Genomic DNA, 16,169 nt, shown 5'->3' with positions numbered 1-16,169 from the left:
ATGAATAAAAGCTTGAAATTAATAACACTGTTTTTTTTAATTCTGTTTTTACAGAATTGCACAAGTGACGACAGAGCAATTATTTTGGATAACCCGCCACCTTCAGGTGATTATGCTAATGGTATATTGGTTTTGAATGAGGGAGGATACACATACTCCAATGCTTCAGTATCGTTTATTGATGCTTCAGGTCAAGCCTATCACAATGTCTTTTTTGCGGTTAACGGAAGAGGATTAGGAGATGTAGCACAAAGTATTGGTTTTAATGGGGATTTAGCATATTTATTAGTCAATAATTCCAACACAGTAGAAGTCGTTAATAGATATACTTTTGAGTCTGTTGCTACAATTGAAACCGATATTTTAAACCCAAGGTATATTACTTTTTTTGAAAATAAAGGTTACATCACTAATTGGGGAGATCCTATTGATACAACCGATGATTATGTTGCTGTATTAAATATAGAAACTAATACTGTTGCCGCTACTATTCCGGTTGCAGAAGGTCCGGAAGCAATAGTAAATAATAATGGAATACTTTACGTCGCACACAAAGGTGGTCGTGGATATGGTAATTCTATTTCGATAATAAATGCTACATCGCAAACAGTAACATCAAGTATTCAAGTAGGTGATGTCCCAGGGGATATGGTACTTGATAATAATAACTTATATGTTATTTGTTCAGGTAAAGCAAGTTGGACTGGAGACGAAACTTCCGCTGGAATTTATAAAATAAATAGTGCTACTAATTTAGTAGAGGCTCAAATTACTTTTGCAGATGGTGTTCATCCTGGGGTTTTAAAAAAATCAAATAATTCACTTTTATATACTTTAAATGCATCCGTTTATAATATAGAGCTTAGTGACTTTACATTACCAGCAGCAGCGTTGTTTAATACAAGCGCTCAAAATATTGAAGTGTTATATGGTTTTAATATCATTAATGACAAGATTTATATTTCAGATGCTAAAGATTACAGTTCTAATGGAGAAGTATTAGTCTACAGTTTAGAAGGCGATTTTCAAAATGGAATTGATGTAAAAATAATTCCTAACGGATGTTATAACAATAATTAAAAAAAAACAAACTAAAACTTAAATACATGAAAAAAAATTATCTATTCGTATTAACATTTATCATTAGCTTATTAGCCTATTCTGGTTATGCGCAAAGCTTTGATTCTGGTGTTTTTATATTAAATGAAGGTATGTTTGGTACCAACACTGCTTCAGTGTCATTTTTAAATGATTCTGGAACACTGGATAACGATATTTTTGCAACAGAAAACCCCGGACAAGATATTGGACAATTAGGACAAGGTATGGGATTTGATGGCGATAATGCCTACATCATTGGAAGTGGAAGTAGTGAGATTAATGTTGTAAATAGTGTAACATTTGCACACATTGCAACGGTAACAACAGGTTTTAATAATCCAAGATATATTGCGTTTGATAATGGATTTGGTTACATAACTGATTGGGGTGATCCTACAGTTACTACCGATGATTATGTTGCTGTTCTGGATTTGTCTACAAATACTGTGGTAAGCACAATACCGGTAGTAGAAGGGCCAGAAAGAATTGTGAAAAAAAATAATCAATTATTTATTACACATCAAGGAGGGTACGGTTTTGGTAATTCTGTATCTGTAATTAATTTAGTAGATAATAGTGTGTCTCAAATAATGGTTGGGGATATACCTAATTCTATTTCAGTAGATGATGATTATGTTTATGTGCTTTGTGGAGGAAAACCTGCTTGGACTATGGATGAAACTTTAGGTAAACTATATAGAATCGACTTAACGGATTACTCTGTATTAACTGTTTCAGATTTTGCTACTTCAGAGCACCCAAATTATTTGCAAGTTGATAATGGAGAAGCTTTTTATGTCTTAAATAATAATATTTATAATTTCGATTTTACAGGAAGTTTACCAACGACTGCTTTTATTGATACATCTGCTCAAAACGTAACTTTAGCTTATGGTTTGTCTTTAATTGATGATACATTATATTTAGCGGATGCTGTAGATTATGTAAGTAACGGTAAAATAAGAACCTATACTACATTAGGTGCTTATCAAAACGAATATACAGTGGGTATTATTCCAAACGGCGTTTATAAAAATGAAATGGCACTTGGTATATATGCGCCACCTGCAGATCAGACTGGATCGACTGCGATTGCACAGAATAGTCCATTATTTTTAGAATGGGCAACTGGAGCAACTGTAACAAGAGGGTTAGTTAATATTTCGGATCCTTCTGCAATGGATTTAGGTAGTAATTATGCTACCGTTGGGACATCAGATTCTGCTTTAGATATCGCAGATGCAGGTGTAGTAAGTTTAGGAGATGGAGGTGAAGCTATTTTAACTTTTGATACACCAATTAAAGATGGAGCAGGATTTGATTTTGCTGTATTCGAGAATAGTTTTAGTGATACTTTTTTAGAATTAGCTTTTGTTGAGGTAAGTTCAGACGGGGTTAATTATTTTAGATTTCCATCTCATAGTCAAACACAAACAGACACACAAGTAGGTGGTTTTGGAAGTGTAGATGCAAGATATATTAATAATTTGGCAGGAAAATACCGTTCAGGATTTGGAACTCCTTTTGATATTAGTGATATCGATGATTCAGCCTTATTAGATAAAAATAATATTACACATGTTAAAGTTATTGATGCTATTGGATCTATAGACCCGGCATATGCTACTTATGATTCTTATGGGAATATAATTAACGAGCCTTTTTCGACACCTTATGCTTCTAGTGGGTTTGATCTAAATGCTATTGGTGTTATAAACAAGAATACATTGGGTGTAAATTCTTTTTCAAAAGAAATAAAAATAACACTGTATCCTAATCCGACCACGTCTCAATTTTATGTTTCAGAGACTGGTTTAGTATCTGTTTATTCTTCTGAAGGACGTTTGGTTTTAAATAAAAATGTGGAGTCTACTAATGTTCCAGTAAATATTGAAAATTTAAGCTCAGGAGTTTATATCGTAAATATTACTTCAGATAAAGGAAGTGCTACACTTAAAGTTGTTAAAAAATAAGCCAGATTAAATACAAATAAAAAGCCTCTAAAATAATTTAGAGGCTTTTTTGTGTTTTATACTATAGTCATTGGTTACGGAATTAAATCACAATACCAAACACCATAGGTTTCGGCATCACTTTTACACACCGAATTATCAGTTGTTTTAGGCGCATTATACTCGCGATAAACTTTTTCTCCAATGGTAAACGGGATCGGGTTTTTAAAGATTGGACCATCAAAACAGAAGGTATGGAACTCGCCATTTTCTCCGCATGGATCAACACCTTCGGGTAAATTATCTACAAAATGCTCGTCTATAATTGTTCCAACAAAATTTTGATCAAAGTATTTAGAATTGGCACAAACGACTATCGTTTTAAAGCCAAGCTCCAAAAATTCCATAATAAGTTGTTTTGTGTCGCGTTTCCATAACGGAAAGACCGTTTTTATATTTTGTGTAGCTAATTGAGTTTCTCTATAGATTTTTAAATCCTCTAAATAGATATCTCCAAAGGCACTATGGGTAAATTGCTCTTCTTTTAATGCCGTTATTGTTTGTAACATGATGTCCTCATAGGTTTCCATACTAGGCATTTCAGGAAGTTCTATAAGGCTTGCTTTTATATTTAAAGCATTAGTTTGTGCCGTTAATAATTCTTGTCTTAACCCATGCATTGTGACACGGTTGTAATGGGTGTTGACAGTTGTAATTAGTTGTTCAACAGCATAAGAATCGTCTTGTAATAAGTGGTAAAGGGCTAAAGCCGAATCTTTGCCAGAGCTCCAATTAAAGTATGTTTTATGACTCAATAGGTATAGGTTTTTATTTTATGTCTAAAAATTAAAAGCCTCTAAATAACTTTAGAGGCTTTTATGTTTTATTTAAAGATATTAGGAATGTCCTTATCATTAAGGTACATATTATCTCTAGTTAACGTTTGTGCATTAGAGTTTTCAATGATAGTAAATTTACTGTCAGTTTCAGTAGTTCCAAATCGACCATTACCAGTTAAGTGTTGGATTGCTCTTGCTAAAAGCGGTTCGTCTTGTTGTCCTAAAACGCCATAATTAGAGACCGTTTCTTCTAATTCAATAGTTGGAATTAGCCCAGCTTCAAATTGATAAAAGCCAGCTGCATTTTCATTACGACCAACTAAAGGTTGCATCGCCCAGATATGATTTGGATTGATACCTGTTGTACATGAGTATGCGCAATCTGGACTATCATAAAGAGTTATAGAAAATTCGTTTTTTCCTCTAGTAGAACTTCCAATATGCACAACTTCAATATGAGGATTTAATCCATTAATAACTAACTCGCTTGCAGAAGCAGAACTATATTGTGCCAATATATATACTTTATTAAGATTAAGAGTGTTAATAGGTGTACCGTCAGTTAATTTATCTACAAAATTTCTTGACACCTCTTCATCTGTTAATGCCGCTTGTATTTTGTTATTCCACTGTTGTTTTAAAAATAAATCAGTAGTAGGTTTACCCGCAATCATACTCGATAAATTAATAGCAGAGCCTACGCTTCCTCCTGGATTATAACGTAAATCTAAAACTAACTCTTGTACGCCTTCGGCTAAAAATTGTCCAAAAGCATCATTAAGCTGCTGGTCAAAACTACTTGTAAAACGGTTATACATTAAATAGCCCACTTTTATGCCATTTACGGTAAACGTATTGGTTATAAGTATCGGGTTTTCTTCATACACTTGTTTTGTTAATGTTACTGTTTCGCCAGTTAATACTAAATTATCATTACTATCTAATTCGGCTAGACCGATAGTGTAGGTGTCATTATTAGAAAATAACAAGCTAGTGTAATTGGTTTGCGTTAGTGTCGTACCATCAACAGTTAAAAATAAATCACCACGTTGTAAGTCTGAAGTCGAGGCGTCAGTGTTTGGTAATATGTATTGAATGGCTCCAAAAACTTCTGGGCCACCATCTATTAAACCTAAGCCAAATTCCATTCCGTTACTTTTAGAAATCCCATTAAGAGCATTATCTAAAGCAAAATAGTCGTCTACAATCCAACTAAATCTGTCATCATTATGTTGTAAATCGTCAAAAAGAGCATCTGGCGAACTGTAACCATCCAAATAAGACGTGTAGTCCTCAGTACTAGAAAATCTGTTGTCTGCTAAGTCTGGGACTTCATTTTGCCATAAATACCAAAGATTTAAACCTTTCCAAACAAAATCTTTTATATCATTATCAGGAATTAAGTTATCATCTTGATCTTCAAAACACCCCGTAATACTAAAGCATGCTAATAATAGTATGATATAAATCCAAGTCTTTTTAATAGTCATATTTTTCTTTTTTTATTTATAAATGTACTTACTTTATTTAATATTGAAAATAAATTGTAACAAATTTAATTATCGTTCGTCGTAATAGAAACCAACCAACCAGAATGACACAGTTAGAGTTTTTAAAAATAGTAATGCCTTTTAAGGATAAGGTTTTTCGTTTAGCAAAACGATTACTAGTGTCTCGTGAAGAAGCAGAAGATGCCACGCAGGAAGTAATATTAAAACTATGGAAGAATAAAAGTAAAATAGAAAATTATAAAAATGTGGAAGCATTTTCCATGACGATGACTAAAAACTTTTGTTTGGATAAACTAAAATCTAAACAAGCACAAAATTTGAAAATAGTACATAGTAACTATCAAGATCATAGTGTCGCATTACAGAAGCAGATAGAAGTAAATGATAGCTTACAATGGGTTGCTAAGATTATTGAAGAATTGCCAGAACAACAAAAAATGGTCGTGCAATTAAGAGATATAGAGCAGTACGATTTTGACGAGATTGCAAAAATGCTAGATATGAATCCTACAGCAGTGCGTGTAGCCTTATCAAGAGCAAGAAAAATAATAAGAGAAAAATTAACTAGTACACATAATTATGGTGTTAAATAATATAGACGACTTACTAGAAAAGTACGAGAATGGTGAAACCACTCTAAAAGAAGAAGCGCAGTTAAAAAACTATTTTAAGCAAGAAACTGTCGCGCCACATTTAGAGCATTATAAAGCCATTTTTGGATACTATACAGTAAACCAACAAGAGACTTTTACTAAAAACGTGCCACTAAACCCTAAAAATAAATATAATATTAAGTGGTTAAGCGTTGCAGCAGTAGCAGTATTAATGGTTGGTATTTATTTTAATAGACCCAAAGAGGATGTTATCACAGCTGCTGATAGGTTGGCGTATAGTCAAGCAAAATCATATCTAGAGTTAGTGTCAAAAACCTTTAATAAAGGGACCGCACAAGTTAATTACTTAGGTGTTATTAATAAAGCTGGCACACAAGTTGACTATTTAAAAGAGATGGAGAACCCAATTGGAAGAATCCTTAAAATCAATAAAAAATAAACCTAATAACTAAAAATACAAATACGATGAAAAAATATATAACAATAACACTGATGGCAATAGTAATGATGCCATTAACAGGAATGGCTCAAGATGTCTTTGAAAAATATAGCGATAGCGATAAAGTAAGTTACGTGTCTATAAAACCTAAGATGTTTCAAATGCTAGCTAAAATAGATATTGATACAGACGATGCAGAAGCTAAAGCTTATATGGAGATGGTAAACAGTATTACCAGTTTTAAAACGATGGCTACAGGAGATCTGACTATTGCAAAAAGTATTACTAAGTGGGTCACAACACGAAGTACATCTTTAGAAGAGTTAATGGAAGTTAAGGATAATGGTGTCGTTATGAAGTTTTACGTGAAGCAAGGTAAAGATGAAGATCATGTTAGTGAATTACTGATGTTTATTAATGGATTAGATGCCGTAACCAAAGGATCTGATATCGAAATTAACGACGAAAAGCGTACAATCGAAACTGTTGTAATCTCACTGACAGGGAATATTGATTTAAATCAAATTTCTAAATTAACTCAAAAAATGAACCTTCCAGGTGGTGAAGAGTTAAAAAAGAAAAGTAAAAAATAAAACTATGAAAACATCAATCAAATCAATTGTAACCCTTCTTGTATTAGCAGTAGTATTGGTAAGTTGTAAAGACGAAAACTCTATACAAACCTACTTTGTAGATCATCAAGAATTACCAGATTTTATGTCTTTTGACGTCTCTACAGATGTTATAGATTTTTCAAAGGCTAATTTAACAGAAGAAGAACAAGAAGCGTATCAGTCGGTAAATAAATTAGACATATTAGCTTATAAGTCAACTGCAGGAAACGTAGCAGCTTATACAGAAGAATTAGCGAAAGCTAAAGTTGTTTTTGGAAACAAAAAATATGAAGAGCTGATGGAGTTTAAAGATAATGGCGTTAATGTTAAGATTAATGTTATTGAAAACGGAGCGGCTATAGATGAGTTTTTAGTGTTAGCAAGTTCTAAAGAGATGGGGTTTACAATTTTAAGAATAATTGGAGACAACATGAAGCCGGAACAATTAATTAAGTTAAGCTCTAAACTACAAAATGCGGATATTGACAAAGGTGAAATTGAAGGTCTGATGTCGTTTTTTAAATAAACATAGCATCTTTTAGGTTACACTACAAGTAAAAAGGCTTATCCAATGGATAAGCCTTTTTTTATTAAGTGATATTAGGATTATTTTTTATTTTTCGGTTCAAAAAAAGCATCATCTGTTTCAGACTTTTTTACCACGACCAAATTTATAATCACTATTAAATATGCAATAATAATAATAGCGATGTACAACGGATGATTTAAAACTCCAGTGATTCCTCCTATAAAAAAGAGTAGTAAAGTTATAGTACAAAGTGCCATAGAGGCATTATCATTTAGCATAAGTATTATATTCCGGTATAGTTACTTGGTGATATTGCTTTTAATTCTGTTTTAATAGCATCACTAACGTCTAATGTATCTATAAAATTAGAAATAGAAACTTTATTAATAGCGTCGTTAGTTCTAGTTAACCCTTTTAAAGCTTCGTAAGGATTAGGGTAACCTTCACGTCTTAAAATGGTTTGAATGGCTTCTGCTACAACTGCCCAATTGTTTTCAAGGTCTTGTGCAAATTTAGGCGCATTAAGTAATAATTTACTTAACCCTTTTAAAGTTGATCCAAAACCAATTAAAGTATGTCCAAAAGGGACTCCAACATTACGTAATACAGTACTATCTGTTAAATCACGTTGTAATCTTGAAATTGGTAATTTTGCCGATAAATGCTCAAAAATGGCATTAGCTATACCTAAGTTACCTTCACTGTTTTCAAAATCAATAGGATTTACTTTATGTGGCATGGCACTACTTCCAACTTCTCCCGCTTTAATTTTTTGCTTAAAGTACTCCATAGATACATAGGTCCAAATGTCTCTATCTAAATCTATAACAATAGTATTGATACGTTTTAAACAATCAAACAAAGCGGCCATATGGTCGTAATGCTCGATTTGGGTCGTCGGGAAGGAGTGGTGTAAGCCTAGTTTTTCTTGTACAAACGTTCCTCCAAAAGCTTTCCAATCTATCGCAGGGTAAGCCACTTTGTGTGCGTTAAAGTTTCCTGTTGCACCACCAAACTTAGCAGCACTTGGGATGTCATTTAATAAGTTAAATTGCTCTTCCATACGGACAGCAAAAACTTCAATTTCTTTTCCTAAACGTGTTGGAGACGCCGGTTGACCATGTGTTCTAGCCAACATTGGGATGTCTTTCCACTCTTCGGCAAGACGCTTTAATTCGTTTAAAACATTAAAATATTCTGGAACGTAAGCCTCATTCATTGCGTCCTTGATGCTTAACGGGATAGCAGTGTTGTTAATATCTTGAGATGTTAATCCAAAATGGATAAACTCTTTAAATTCGCTTAAACCTAAAGCATCAAATTTATCTTTAATAAAATACTCAACCGCTTTAACATCGTGGTTGGTTACTTTTTCAATGTCTTTAATAGCTTGTGCATTTTCAGTTGTAAAAGACTTGTAGATGTCACGCAGTGCTTCAAATTTACTACTATCTACACCTTGTAGCTGAGGTAATGGGATTTCGCATAACGCAATAAAATATTCGATTTCGACTAAAACACGATATTTTATTAAAGCTTCTTCAGAGAAAAAATCTTGTAGTTTTTCAATTTTATTTCGGTAACGACCATCAATTGGAGAGATCGCATTTAGTTGATTTAAAGACATATAAATAGTTGTTTTTTAACAAGCTATAAATATAGTTTTTTTAATGGGAAGACTAAAGGATTACGCTTTAAGAATTTAATAAATATTATGAATTTACTGTTTTATTTTTTTAAAAATAAACCTCGCTCTAGCTTTAAAAGCAGCACTTTGGGTGGCAAAATCACGTTCTAAAATGGTTGCTAATTCAGGATACACCCAATCATAGTCTTTACCAAATAAAAATAAGGTCGTCATACCGTAAGCTTTTGGGGCGACTTTAGTATCATTAATTAAATAGTCAAAGCAGACTTCAATAATTTTTTCCCGATGTGTCGGAAGTAAGGCCGCTTTAATTTTAGAAGGCGTTTTTCCATAGTAGGCTATAGCAAGGTATTGACATATTTTGGCGACAGGTCTTTCTGCCGAATCTAAATGGACTTTACCCATGTTTTGGGTAAACCGATCCAAGTAGGGGATGATGGCTTCTAGATTTTCGGCACACATAAACTCTAATATCCAGGCAGCACGTGGTGATATTTTATCATCTACCATAAACAAGATGTCTAATGTTTTAGGGATCAGACTAGAGTCTGAAAGCAGTAGCTGTGCATAATGTAAACGCTTTTCGCGTGAATGATTCACGTAATTTAATTCTTCATATAAAGCGTCGGTAGTCAAAGATTTCTTATTTTTAGAGCTTAAAAATAAGCAAAATGAAAATACTTAAAAAGATAGGTCTAGTTTTATTAATAGCTTTTGTGATTGCGCAGTTTTTTTCGCCAGAAAAAAATGAAGGGAATACAGAAGACTTAACTGCTTTTTTAGCCGAGACAAAGCCATCTGCTGAGGTTAAAACTATTTTAGAAACCACGTGTTTTGATTGTCATACTAGCAATACAAATTATCCTTGGTATAACTCAATAACACCAGTTAATTTTTGGTTGGCAGAGCATATTGAGGACGGACGTAAACACTTAGACTTTTCTAAATGGTCAGATTATTCTATAAAAAAGAAAGATCACAAATTTGACGAATTAGCAGAAGAAGTTGAAGAAAAGAAAATGCCTTTACCAAGTTACACGTATACACATGGTGACGCTAATTTAACAGATGCGCAAATTAAAGCAGTTGTAGATTGGGTAAAGGAAGTAAGACTAGGTTATGCTTTAGCACCACAACCTCAGTAATATTTACTTCAAGAACTAATTAATTTATAAATCTCCCTCTAATTGAATCCAACATTATTAATCGTGGGCTTTGTTTGGCCTGAACCAAAAAGTTCTGCTGCAGGTAGCAGGATGATGCAGCTTATTGAAGTCTTTCAATCGGCTAATTATGATATTACTTTTGCGTCTGCTTGTAGCAAAACAGACCATGCATTTGACTTATTAAGTATTGGTGTAAAAACAGAAAGCATTGTACTTAATGATAGTAGTTTTGATGCTTTTGTTAAAAATTTAGACCCAACCATTGTGTTATTTGACCGTTTTATGGTGGAAGAACAATTTGGCTGGCGTGTAGCAGAGCAGTGTCCAAATGCCTTAAGATTACTTGATACCGAAGATTTACATAGTTTACGTAAAGGACGCCAACAGGCTTTAAAAGATAATAAATCTTTTGATAAAAGCTATTTGCAAAATGATACTGCAAAACGAGAAATTGCAAGTATTTTGCGTTGTGATCTGTCATTTATTATCTCTCAAGTAGAAATTGAAATATTAGTCAGTCAATTTAATATTGACGAGCGTTTATTATATTATCTACCATTTTTGCTAGATCCGATTTCTTCGGAAACACAAAAAGGGAGTCCTAAATTTAAAGATAGAAACCATTTTGTTACTATTGGTAATTTTATGCATCCTCCTAATTTTGATGCTGTACTATTTTTAAAAACAGATATCTGGCCGCTTATAAGAAAGGAATTGCCTAAGGCTGAAATGCATATCTATGGGTCTTACGTTTCTGAAAAAGCAAAACAATTACACAACGAAAAAGACGGTTTCTTAATAAAAGGCTTTGCGGAAGATGTTAACCAAGTAATGGGAGACGCCAAAGTCTGTTTGGCGCCAATACGCTTTGGAGCTGGATTAAAAGGGAAGTTAATAGACGCTATGGTAAATGGGACACCTTGTGTGACAACGACTATTGGAGCAGAAGGGATGTATGGCACATTAAAAGATACTAATGCGTTTATTGAAGACGATGTAAAAGGGTTTGCTAAACAAGCAGCCGAGTTGTATTCCAACAAAATATATTGGAACGGAAAACAGAAAAACGGATTTATGATTATAAATACATTGTATGATAAAGCAATCTATACTAAAGATGTATTGCATACCATAGACGCTCTGTTATCAGATATACCAACGCATAGACAACAGCATTTTTTAGGGCAAATATTAATGCACCATACGATGCAGAGTACTAAGTATATGAGTAAGTGGATAGAAGAGAAAAATACAGAAAAAGTATAATACAAATAAGATAATGTAATACGTTATCTAGATTTAATAATATAAAAAAGAGCTATGATTTAAAACCTTAGCTCTTTTTTTTATGTTTTACTAGTTGTAATTAATACAAGATATTGTTTACGACTAAGCAGTAACCTCACTTTTTTTAATTTTTCTAAAAGGGAAAGAATTAAAAATACTACGCTTAGCAAAACGTGTTTGCTTATCACTTTGAGAAAACTTGATGTATAATCCTTTGTTTACACCAAAATACTCGTAAGTATCACCATTTAAAAAAGTAATCTCTAATAATAACCCTTTATGTTTCCAATCCATAATTGGACTAGTTACAGTAACAGCATACTCTTCTTTGTTAGCCTCAATTGTTTCAGGAGAGATACTTACTAAAAAGTGGTAACCATCAATAACTTTTCTACTCATTAATTCAGCTTCTTGAGCTTTTTCGTCACCCGATTGAAATTTATCAGGATGCCATTCTTTAACTAAATTACGGTAAGATTTTTTTAAAGTTTTTAAAGATAAATCTTGATCTACGTCAAATAGTTTTTTGTACTCATTAATACGCTTCATAACAGGTGCTTTTTTTAATAAGGCGCGAAAGTACTCTTTTGTTTTGAATTGACTGTTAGAAAGTTGCGGAAAATTTCACTTTATTTTAAATTTTGACTTATAACTAACACTAGATTAGATTATTTGGAGAAACCTTGTCATTAATTTACTAAATAAAAGTGTCTCTCAAAAACAATATCGGGGTTTTGAAAGAGCGTTATCATTTAACTGTTAAAGCGGGAGTTAAGGTAATACAAAATAGTGTGAGTGTACTTTATAGATTAAGGTGCTTTTATTATTTTTAATATGATGGATTCATTTATGGAAATTATCATTTGAAAAAGTGTTTTAAGCAATACGGGGAATTAAAATGACTTAGTTCTATAATTTTAATTTGTTGTGTGCATTCTAGCTTTCGTAAAATAGAAAATAGACCAAAGTCTAATGTTAGTCTAAAATGAAATTTTATAACTAACATTCGGGATTATTAAGGCTTCTCTATAGTCTTCAACTTGATTAGTTTTTATATTATACCTGTGCCCTTGATATTCTTTAAAATTAGTGGCATTTAGAATTTTAAACGAAAGATTATGAGATTGACGCTTTGTATACCATTCATAATTAGTGGTAAAATGGACGATAAATGCTGTTTTTGTCTGTTCTGTAAAAGGTGTTGTTACATTGTAAACAACATCTTGGTCTATGATTGACTTTTCTGTATCTATTTTAGAGTAACGATCTCCTCCTTGGATACTTAATTTTATATTTAAACCAAGTCTATTGTGTCTAGTTTTTCCAACTTTAAACTCTTTTCCTATCAAAGTATTGAGAATGTAATTTTTGTTAAATCTAGTATTATACCAGCTGCCAGTATTCGTTTTGTATTTGGAATTAAAAATGGAGGCGGATATTAAATAATAAAAACCTTTATTTAGATAGTGTTCCAAGGTTAAGTCTAGACCATAGTTTAAGCCTTTTCCTAGATTATCATACGCATCATTTATAAACCAGTCGTTTTGTAAATTTATCAGTGAATTTGTACTATTGGCTATAACCGGGATATTAAATAGGTATTGAAAGTATGGCTCAATTTTAAAATGTGTTTTTTCTGTAATAGTCCAATCGTAGGCTAATATAAAATGATGAGCTTTAGAGAATTCTAATTTTTTGTTAGCTTGTGGTGACGTCGTGTTAATTGTATTCGCAAAATAAATAGGTAGTGGTTCAATTCTGCTATGCAGTCCATAACCAAAACTTAGTTCGTTTAATTGGTTGATTTTATAATTTAGTCCCAAACGTGGTTCTAAAGTAAAGCTGTTGTTTAAATTAAATAGTTGTGCGTTTATACCAAAATTTATTTTCCACTTTTTAAGTGATAAAGAAGAGCTGGAATAGGCAGAAAATAAAGTGCTGAATCCTTTTTCAGAAACTATGGTCTCAATCGAATTTTCGGCTTGGTTATTTGCTTCTTTTAAAGTTAAATCATAAGCTAGCTTCCTGATTGTAATTCCGGTTTTGTTAGTATGCTTTGAACTGAATTTTTTATGTAAAAAAGATTTAAAGGTAAGCGTGTAGTTTGTGTTTTTTATTTGATTTTTGGGTTGTAAGTTTGCATCATTATCTAATCTGTCCGTATATAAGTCAATTCCATTGGCAGTATATGCAAACGTTGAATTTAGATATGCATTATTTTTAAAGACGAGTCTGTTATTTAATCCCAAAGCACCCATATACTGCTTTATATCTTGCTTTTCAATATCCTGAAAGTAGTTTCTATTAAGCATTTCTTTTTCAGGAGTTGTCCCAGAATTATCTATCAATCCAATACCCCATAAGGAGAATGATCCTGCTTTTTTTGTTGGTAGTTTTAATTTGAATGATAGATCTTGATAGTTTGTGCCTTGCGCATCTTCAGGAAGTAATATGGAGATAAGTCCTAACGTTGAATATCTATAATTTACGAGATATGATGCCTCGTTTGTTTTACTAATGGGGCCTTCGGAAGCTAAATCAATTCCGATAGCGCCGAGTGTGATGCTATGTTCAAATTTTGAGTTATTCCCATTTCTCATTTTTATATCAAAAACCCCAGAAAGAGCATTATTATATTTAGCAGGGAATGCTCCTGTGTAAAAATCAGAATTAGCTAATAAATTGCTGCTTAAAGCGGTTAAACCACCGCCACCATAAACGCCTAAATTAGCAAAATGATTGGGGTTTGGGATTTCGACGTCCTCAATTTTCCATTGTAAATACTTAGGAGCATTACCTCTAATAATTAGAGCATTATTACCAACACCACTCGCAACTCCAGGAAAAGAAGCTGCTAATCGTGCTGGGTCATCAAAACCTCCAGCATACCTATTTGCTTCTTCAACACTTAACATTCTAGCACTTATGCTAGCCATGATGTTATTCGGTTTTTCTTTAATTATTTTGGGTTTGAGTATTATTTCATCTAAAACATAGGCGTTTTCTTGAAGACTAATATTTAATATTACCTCTTTAGCAGAGGTAACCATTATTTCTGGTTTTATGATGGATTCATACCCCAAAAATGAAGCTTTTAAAGTATATCTTCCAACAGGAATATTTTTAATTATAAAATGACCATCTATGTCAGTAGTGGCTCCTATTATTGGCGTGGTTCCAATAATTATAACTGTTGCGAATGCAAGTGGTTTTTGAGAAGAAATGTCGGTAATATTTCCTTTTATAGTTTGTGTTATTTCTTGTGTAAAAACAGAAAGTGATAAAAATGAAAATAATAGTAAAAGAAAAGACTTTTTCATACCTAATTTTATTTTGTGAATGACAAAATTAGAAATTATTGGGCCTTAATAAGTTCTAGGTTATAGTATGGAACTTACTTTTTTAAATGATATAATGTCTTCAGTAATAAAGGTTTGTTTTTTTTTGAAGGTATGTATTTATAAAGAAGAACTACTTTTTTTAAACTCAGAGGGTGTTTGGGAGCATATCTTCTTAAAGGTGGTATTAAAAGATGTTTTCGAATTAAAGCCAGATTCGAAAGCAATTGCCATAATGGTTAGATGGTTTTTATCTTTATTTAATAATAAGCTTTTTACTTTTTCAACTCTATATTTATTTACAAATAAAAAAAAGTTTTCGTTAAACCCCGAATTTATAACATATGAAAGTTGATGTGGAGGTACATTAACCAAATCAGCTAAACTTACAAGTGTTAGTTCTGGATCTAAAAAGGGTTGTTGTACTGTCATTATATGTAGTAATTTTGTTTTTAAATCTTCTAAATGTTGATCAGAGATTAGTTTTCTTTTCGTACTATTATTTTCGTTAATAATTAGGTGTGTTTTATTTTTTCTTATTAAAAATATTTCTTTTTGTTTAAGTGCATTGAAGCCAACAAAAAAGATGATGATTAGCGAAACAATATTTGCTATTAAATTTAGATCTTGATCAACAAATAAAATGTTATAAATCGCAATAAAAAGGCTGAGAATAAATAATGAAATGATTATGTACTCTATCCAATTAAGGTTAATGTCTGTGGTTTTAGAAGCAAAAAGCTCTATTTTTTTCTTGTGTCTTTGTATTCTGATATAAGAGGTAATGATAAAATATATTGCTTGAATGATTATTAATATATTGAGTAAAATTGTTATATAATTATATTCTGTATCGAGTTGTTTAAAAATTAAACCACTAAGAAATAGTAATGGTAATAACAAGTATTTTAAATCACTTTTTTTGAATTTATTATCAGGATTTGTGTAGTAAACAACACTAAAATAGAAAAAAAGAGGTGTTAAAAATTGAATAAACCGAATACTAGTTAAAGTAATAGCATTTAGTATGTTGATATGTGATAATTCAAAAACTTCTTCAAGCCAAAAAGTAGACCATAAAAAGAGAAATATTCCAAAGTAAAAATTAGCTTTTTTATTAACTTTTAATGG

General features: G+C 32.0%; 16 protein-coding genes. 8 read left to right on the top strand and 8 right to left on the bottom strand.

What is annotated here, in order from left to right:
- Positions 1-1,080 carry a YncE family protein gene (locus tag H0I26_RS16715; protein ID WP_218700080.1) on the top strand — a complete coding sequence of 360 codons (1,080 nt, stop codon included), beginning with the start codon at positions 1-3 and terminating at the stop codon, positions 1,078-1,080.
- A gap of 26 nt (positions 1,081-1,106) precedes the next feature.
- The gene (locus H0I26_RS19810) at positions 1,107-3,074 is read left to right on the top strand and encodes a DUF5074 domain-containing protein (RefSeq protein WP_256935167.1); all 1,968 of its coding nucleotides are present in this window, start codon (positions 1,107-1,109) and stop codon (positions 3,072-3,074) included.
- Between the two features lie 74 nt (positions 3,075-3,148).
- Here the strand turns inward: H0I26_RS19810 and H0I26_RS16705 are convergent, their stop codons facing one another.
- Both H0I26_RS16705 and H0I26_RS16700 read right to left on the bottom strand, forming a co-directional pair.
- The gene (locus tag H0I26_RS16705; protein WP_218700079.1) at positions 3,149-3,868 is read right to left on the bottom strand and encodes an adenine nucleotide alpha hydrolase; all 720 of its coding nucleotides are present in this window, start codon (positions 3,866-3,868) and stop codon (positions 3,149-3,151) included.
- A gap of 68 nt (positions 3,869-3,936) precedes the next feature.
- Entirely contained in the window at positions 3,937-5,382 is a 1,446-nt protein-coding gene (locus H0I26_RS16700; protein ID WP_218700078.1) for a S41 family peptidase, read from the bottom strand.
- A gap of 104 nt (positions 5,383-5,486) precedes the next feature.
- Between H0I26_RS16700 and H0I26_RS16695 the strand changes: the two genes are divergently transcribed.
- From H0I26_RS16695 to H0I26_RS16680, 4 genes are read left to right on the top strand one after another with little or no spacing between them, the layout of a single operon-like run.
- Positions 5,487-5,996 carry an RNA polymerase sigma factor gene (locus H0I26_RS16695; RefSeq protein ID WP_136583945.1) on the top strand — a complete coding sequence of 170 codons (510 nt, stop codon included), beginning with the start codon at positions 5,487-5,489 and terminating at the stop codon, positions 5,994-5,996.
- Positions 5,983-6,456, top strand: coding sequence for a hypothetical protein (locus H0I26_RS16690; protein ID WP_218700077.1), 474 nt, complete (start codon positions 5,983-5,985; stop codon positions 6,454-6,456). Before H0I26_RS16695 ends, H0I26_RS16690 begins: the two co-directional genes overlap by 14 nt.
- Positions 6,457-6,482: 26 nt before the next feature.
- The gene (locus tag H0I26_RS16685) at positions 6,483-7,049 is read left to right on the top strand and encodes a DUF4252 domain-containing protein (protein WP_218700076.1); all 567 of its coding nucleotides are present in this window, start codon (positions 6,483-6,485) and stop codon (positions 7,047-7,049) included.
- Positions 7,050-7,053: 4 nt separating this feature from the next.
- Positions 7,054-7,596: a DUF4252 domain-containing protein gene (locus H0I26_RS16680; RefSeq protein WP_218700075.1), complete on the top strand. Its 543-nt coding sequence runs from the start codon at positions 7,054-7,056 to the stop codon at positions 7,594-7,596.
- 80 nt (positions 7,597-7,676) lie between these two features.
- On the opposite strand, the gene H0I26_RS16675 is transcribed toward H0I26_RS16680, so the two are convergent.
- The 3 genes from H0I26_RS16675 to H0I26_RS16665 all read right to left on the bottom strand — a co-directional run bounded on the left by H0I26_RS16675 (position 7,677) and on the right by H0I26_RS16665 (position 9,883).
- Positions 7,677-7,877 (bottom strand): PepSY-associated TM helix domain-containing protein, encoded by a 201-nt coding sequence (locus H0I26_RS16675; RefSeq protein WP_218700074.1) that lies wholly within the window; start codon positions 7,875-7,877, stop codon positions 7,677-7,679.
- A 5-nt stretch (positions 7,878-7,882) separates the two neighbouring features.
- Entirely contained in the window at positions 7,883-9,226 is a 1,344-nt protein-coding gene (gene purB / locus H0I26_RS16670; protein ID WP_218700073.1) for an adenylosuccinate lyase, read from the bottom strand.
- Between the two features lie 93 nt (positions 9,227-9,319).
- Entirely contained in the window at positions 9,320-9,883 is a 564-nt protein-coding gene (locus tag H0I26_RS16665) for an adenylosuccinate lyase (RefSeq protein WP_218700072.1), read from the bottom strand.
- A gap of 35 nt (positions 9,884-9,918) precedes the next feature.
- Here H0I26_RS16665 and H0I26_RS16660 point away from each other — a divergent pair, with 35 nt between their 5' ends.
- Positions 9,919-10,392 carry a heme-binding domain-containing protein gene (locus tag H0I26_RS16660; RefSeq protein WP_218700071.1) on the top strand — a complete coding sequence of 158 codons (474 nt, stop codon included), beginning with the start codon at positions 9,919-9,921 and terminating at the stop codon, positions 10,390-10,392.
- Between the two features lie 42 nt (positions 10,393-10,434).
- A complete protein-coding gene (locus H0I26_RS16655; protein WP_256935166.1) occupies positions 10,435-11,679 on the top strand; it encodes a glycosyltransferase in 1,245 nt (414 codons plus the stop codon).
- A 123-nt stretch (positions 11,680-11,802) separates the two neighbouring features.
- Here H0I26_RS16655 and H0I26_RS16650 read toward each other — a convergent pair whose 3' ends face one another.
- The 3 genes from H0I26_RS16650 to H0I26_RS16640 form a co-directional block, all read right to left on the bottom strand.
- Complete coding sequence (locus H0I26_RS16650) at positions 11,803-12,249, bottom strand: KTSC domain-containing protein (protein ID WP_136583952.1); 447 nt, start codon at positions 12,247-12,249, stop codon at positions 11,803-11,805.
- A gap of 431 nt (positions 12,250-12,680) precedes the next feature.
- Positions 12,681-15,020 carry a TonB-dependent receptor gene (locus H0I26_RS16645; RefSeq protein ID WP_218700070.1) on the bottom strand — a complete coding sequence of 780 codons (2,340 nt, stop codon included), beginning with the start codon at positions 15,018-15,020 and terminating at the stop codon, positions 12,681-12,683.
- Positions 15,021-15,158: 138 nt separating this feature from the next.
- Positions 15,159-15,941 (bottom strand): helix-turn-helix domain-containing protein, encoded by a 783-nt coding sequence (locus H0I26_RS16640; RefSeq protein ID WP_256935165.1) that lies wholly within the window; start codon positions 15,939-15,941, stop codon positions 15,159-15,161.
- Positions 15,942-16,169 lie beyond the last annotated feature (228 nt).

The sequence above is a fragment of the Olleya sp. HaHaR_3_96 genome (assembly GCF_019278545.1).
Classification (GTDB): domain Bacteria; phylum Bacteroidota; class Bacteroidia; order Flavobacteriales; family Flavobacteriaceae; genus Olleya.
The sequence above is the reverse complement of the archived record's forward strand: the minus strand, read 5'-3'. Positions and strand labels throughout refer to the sequence as shown.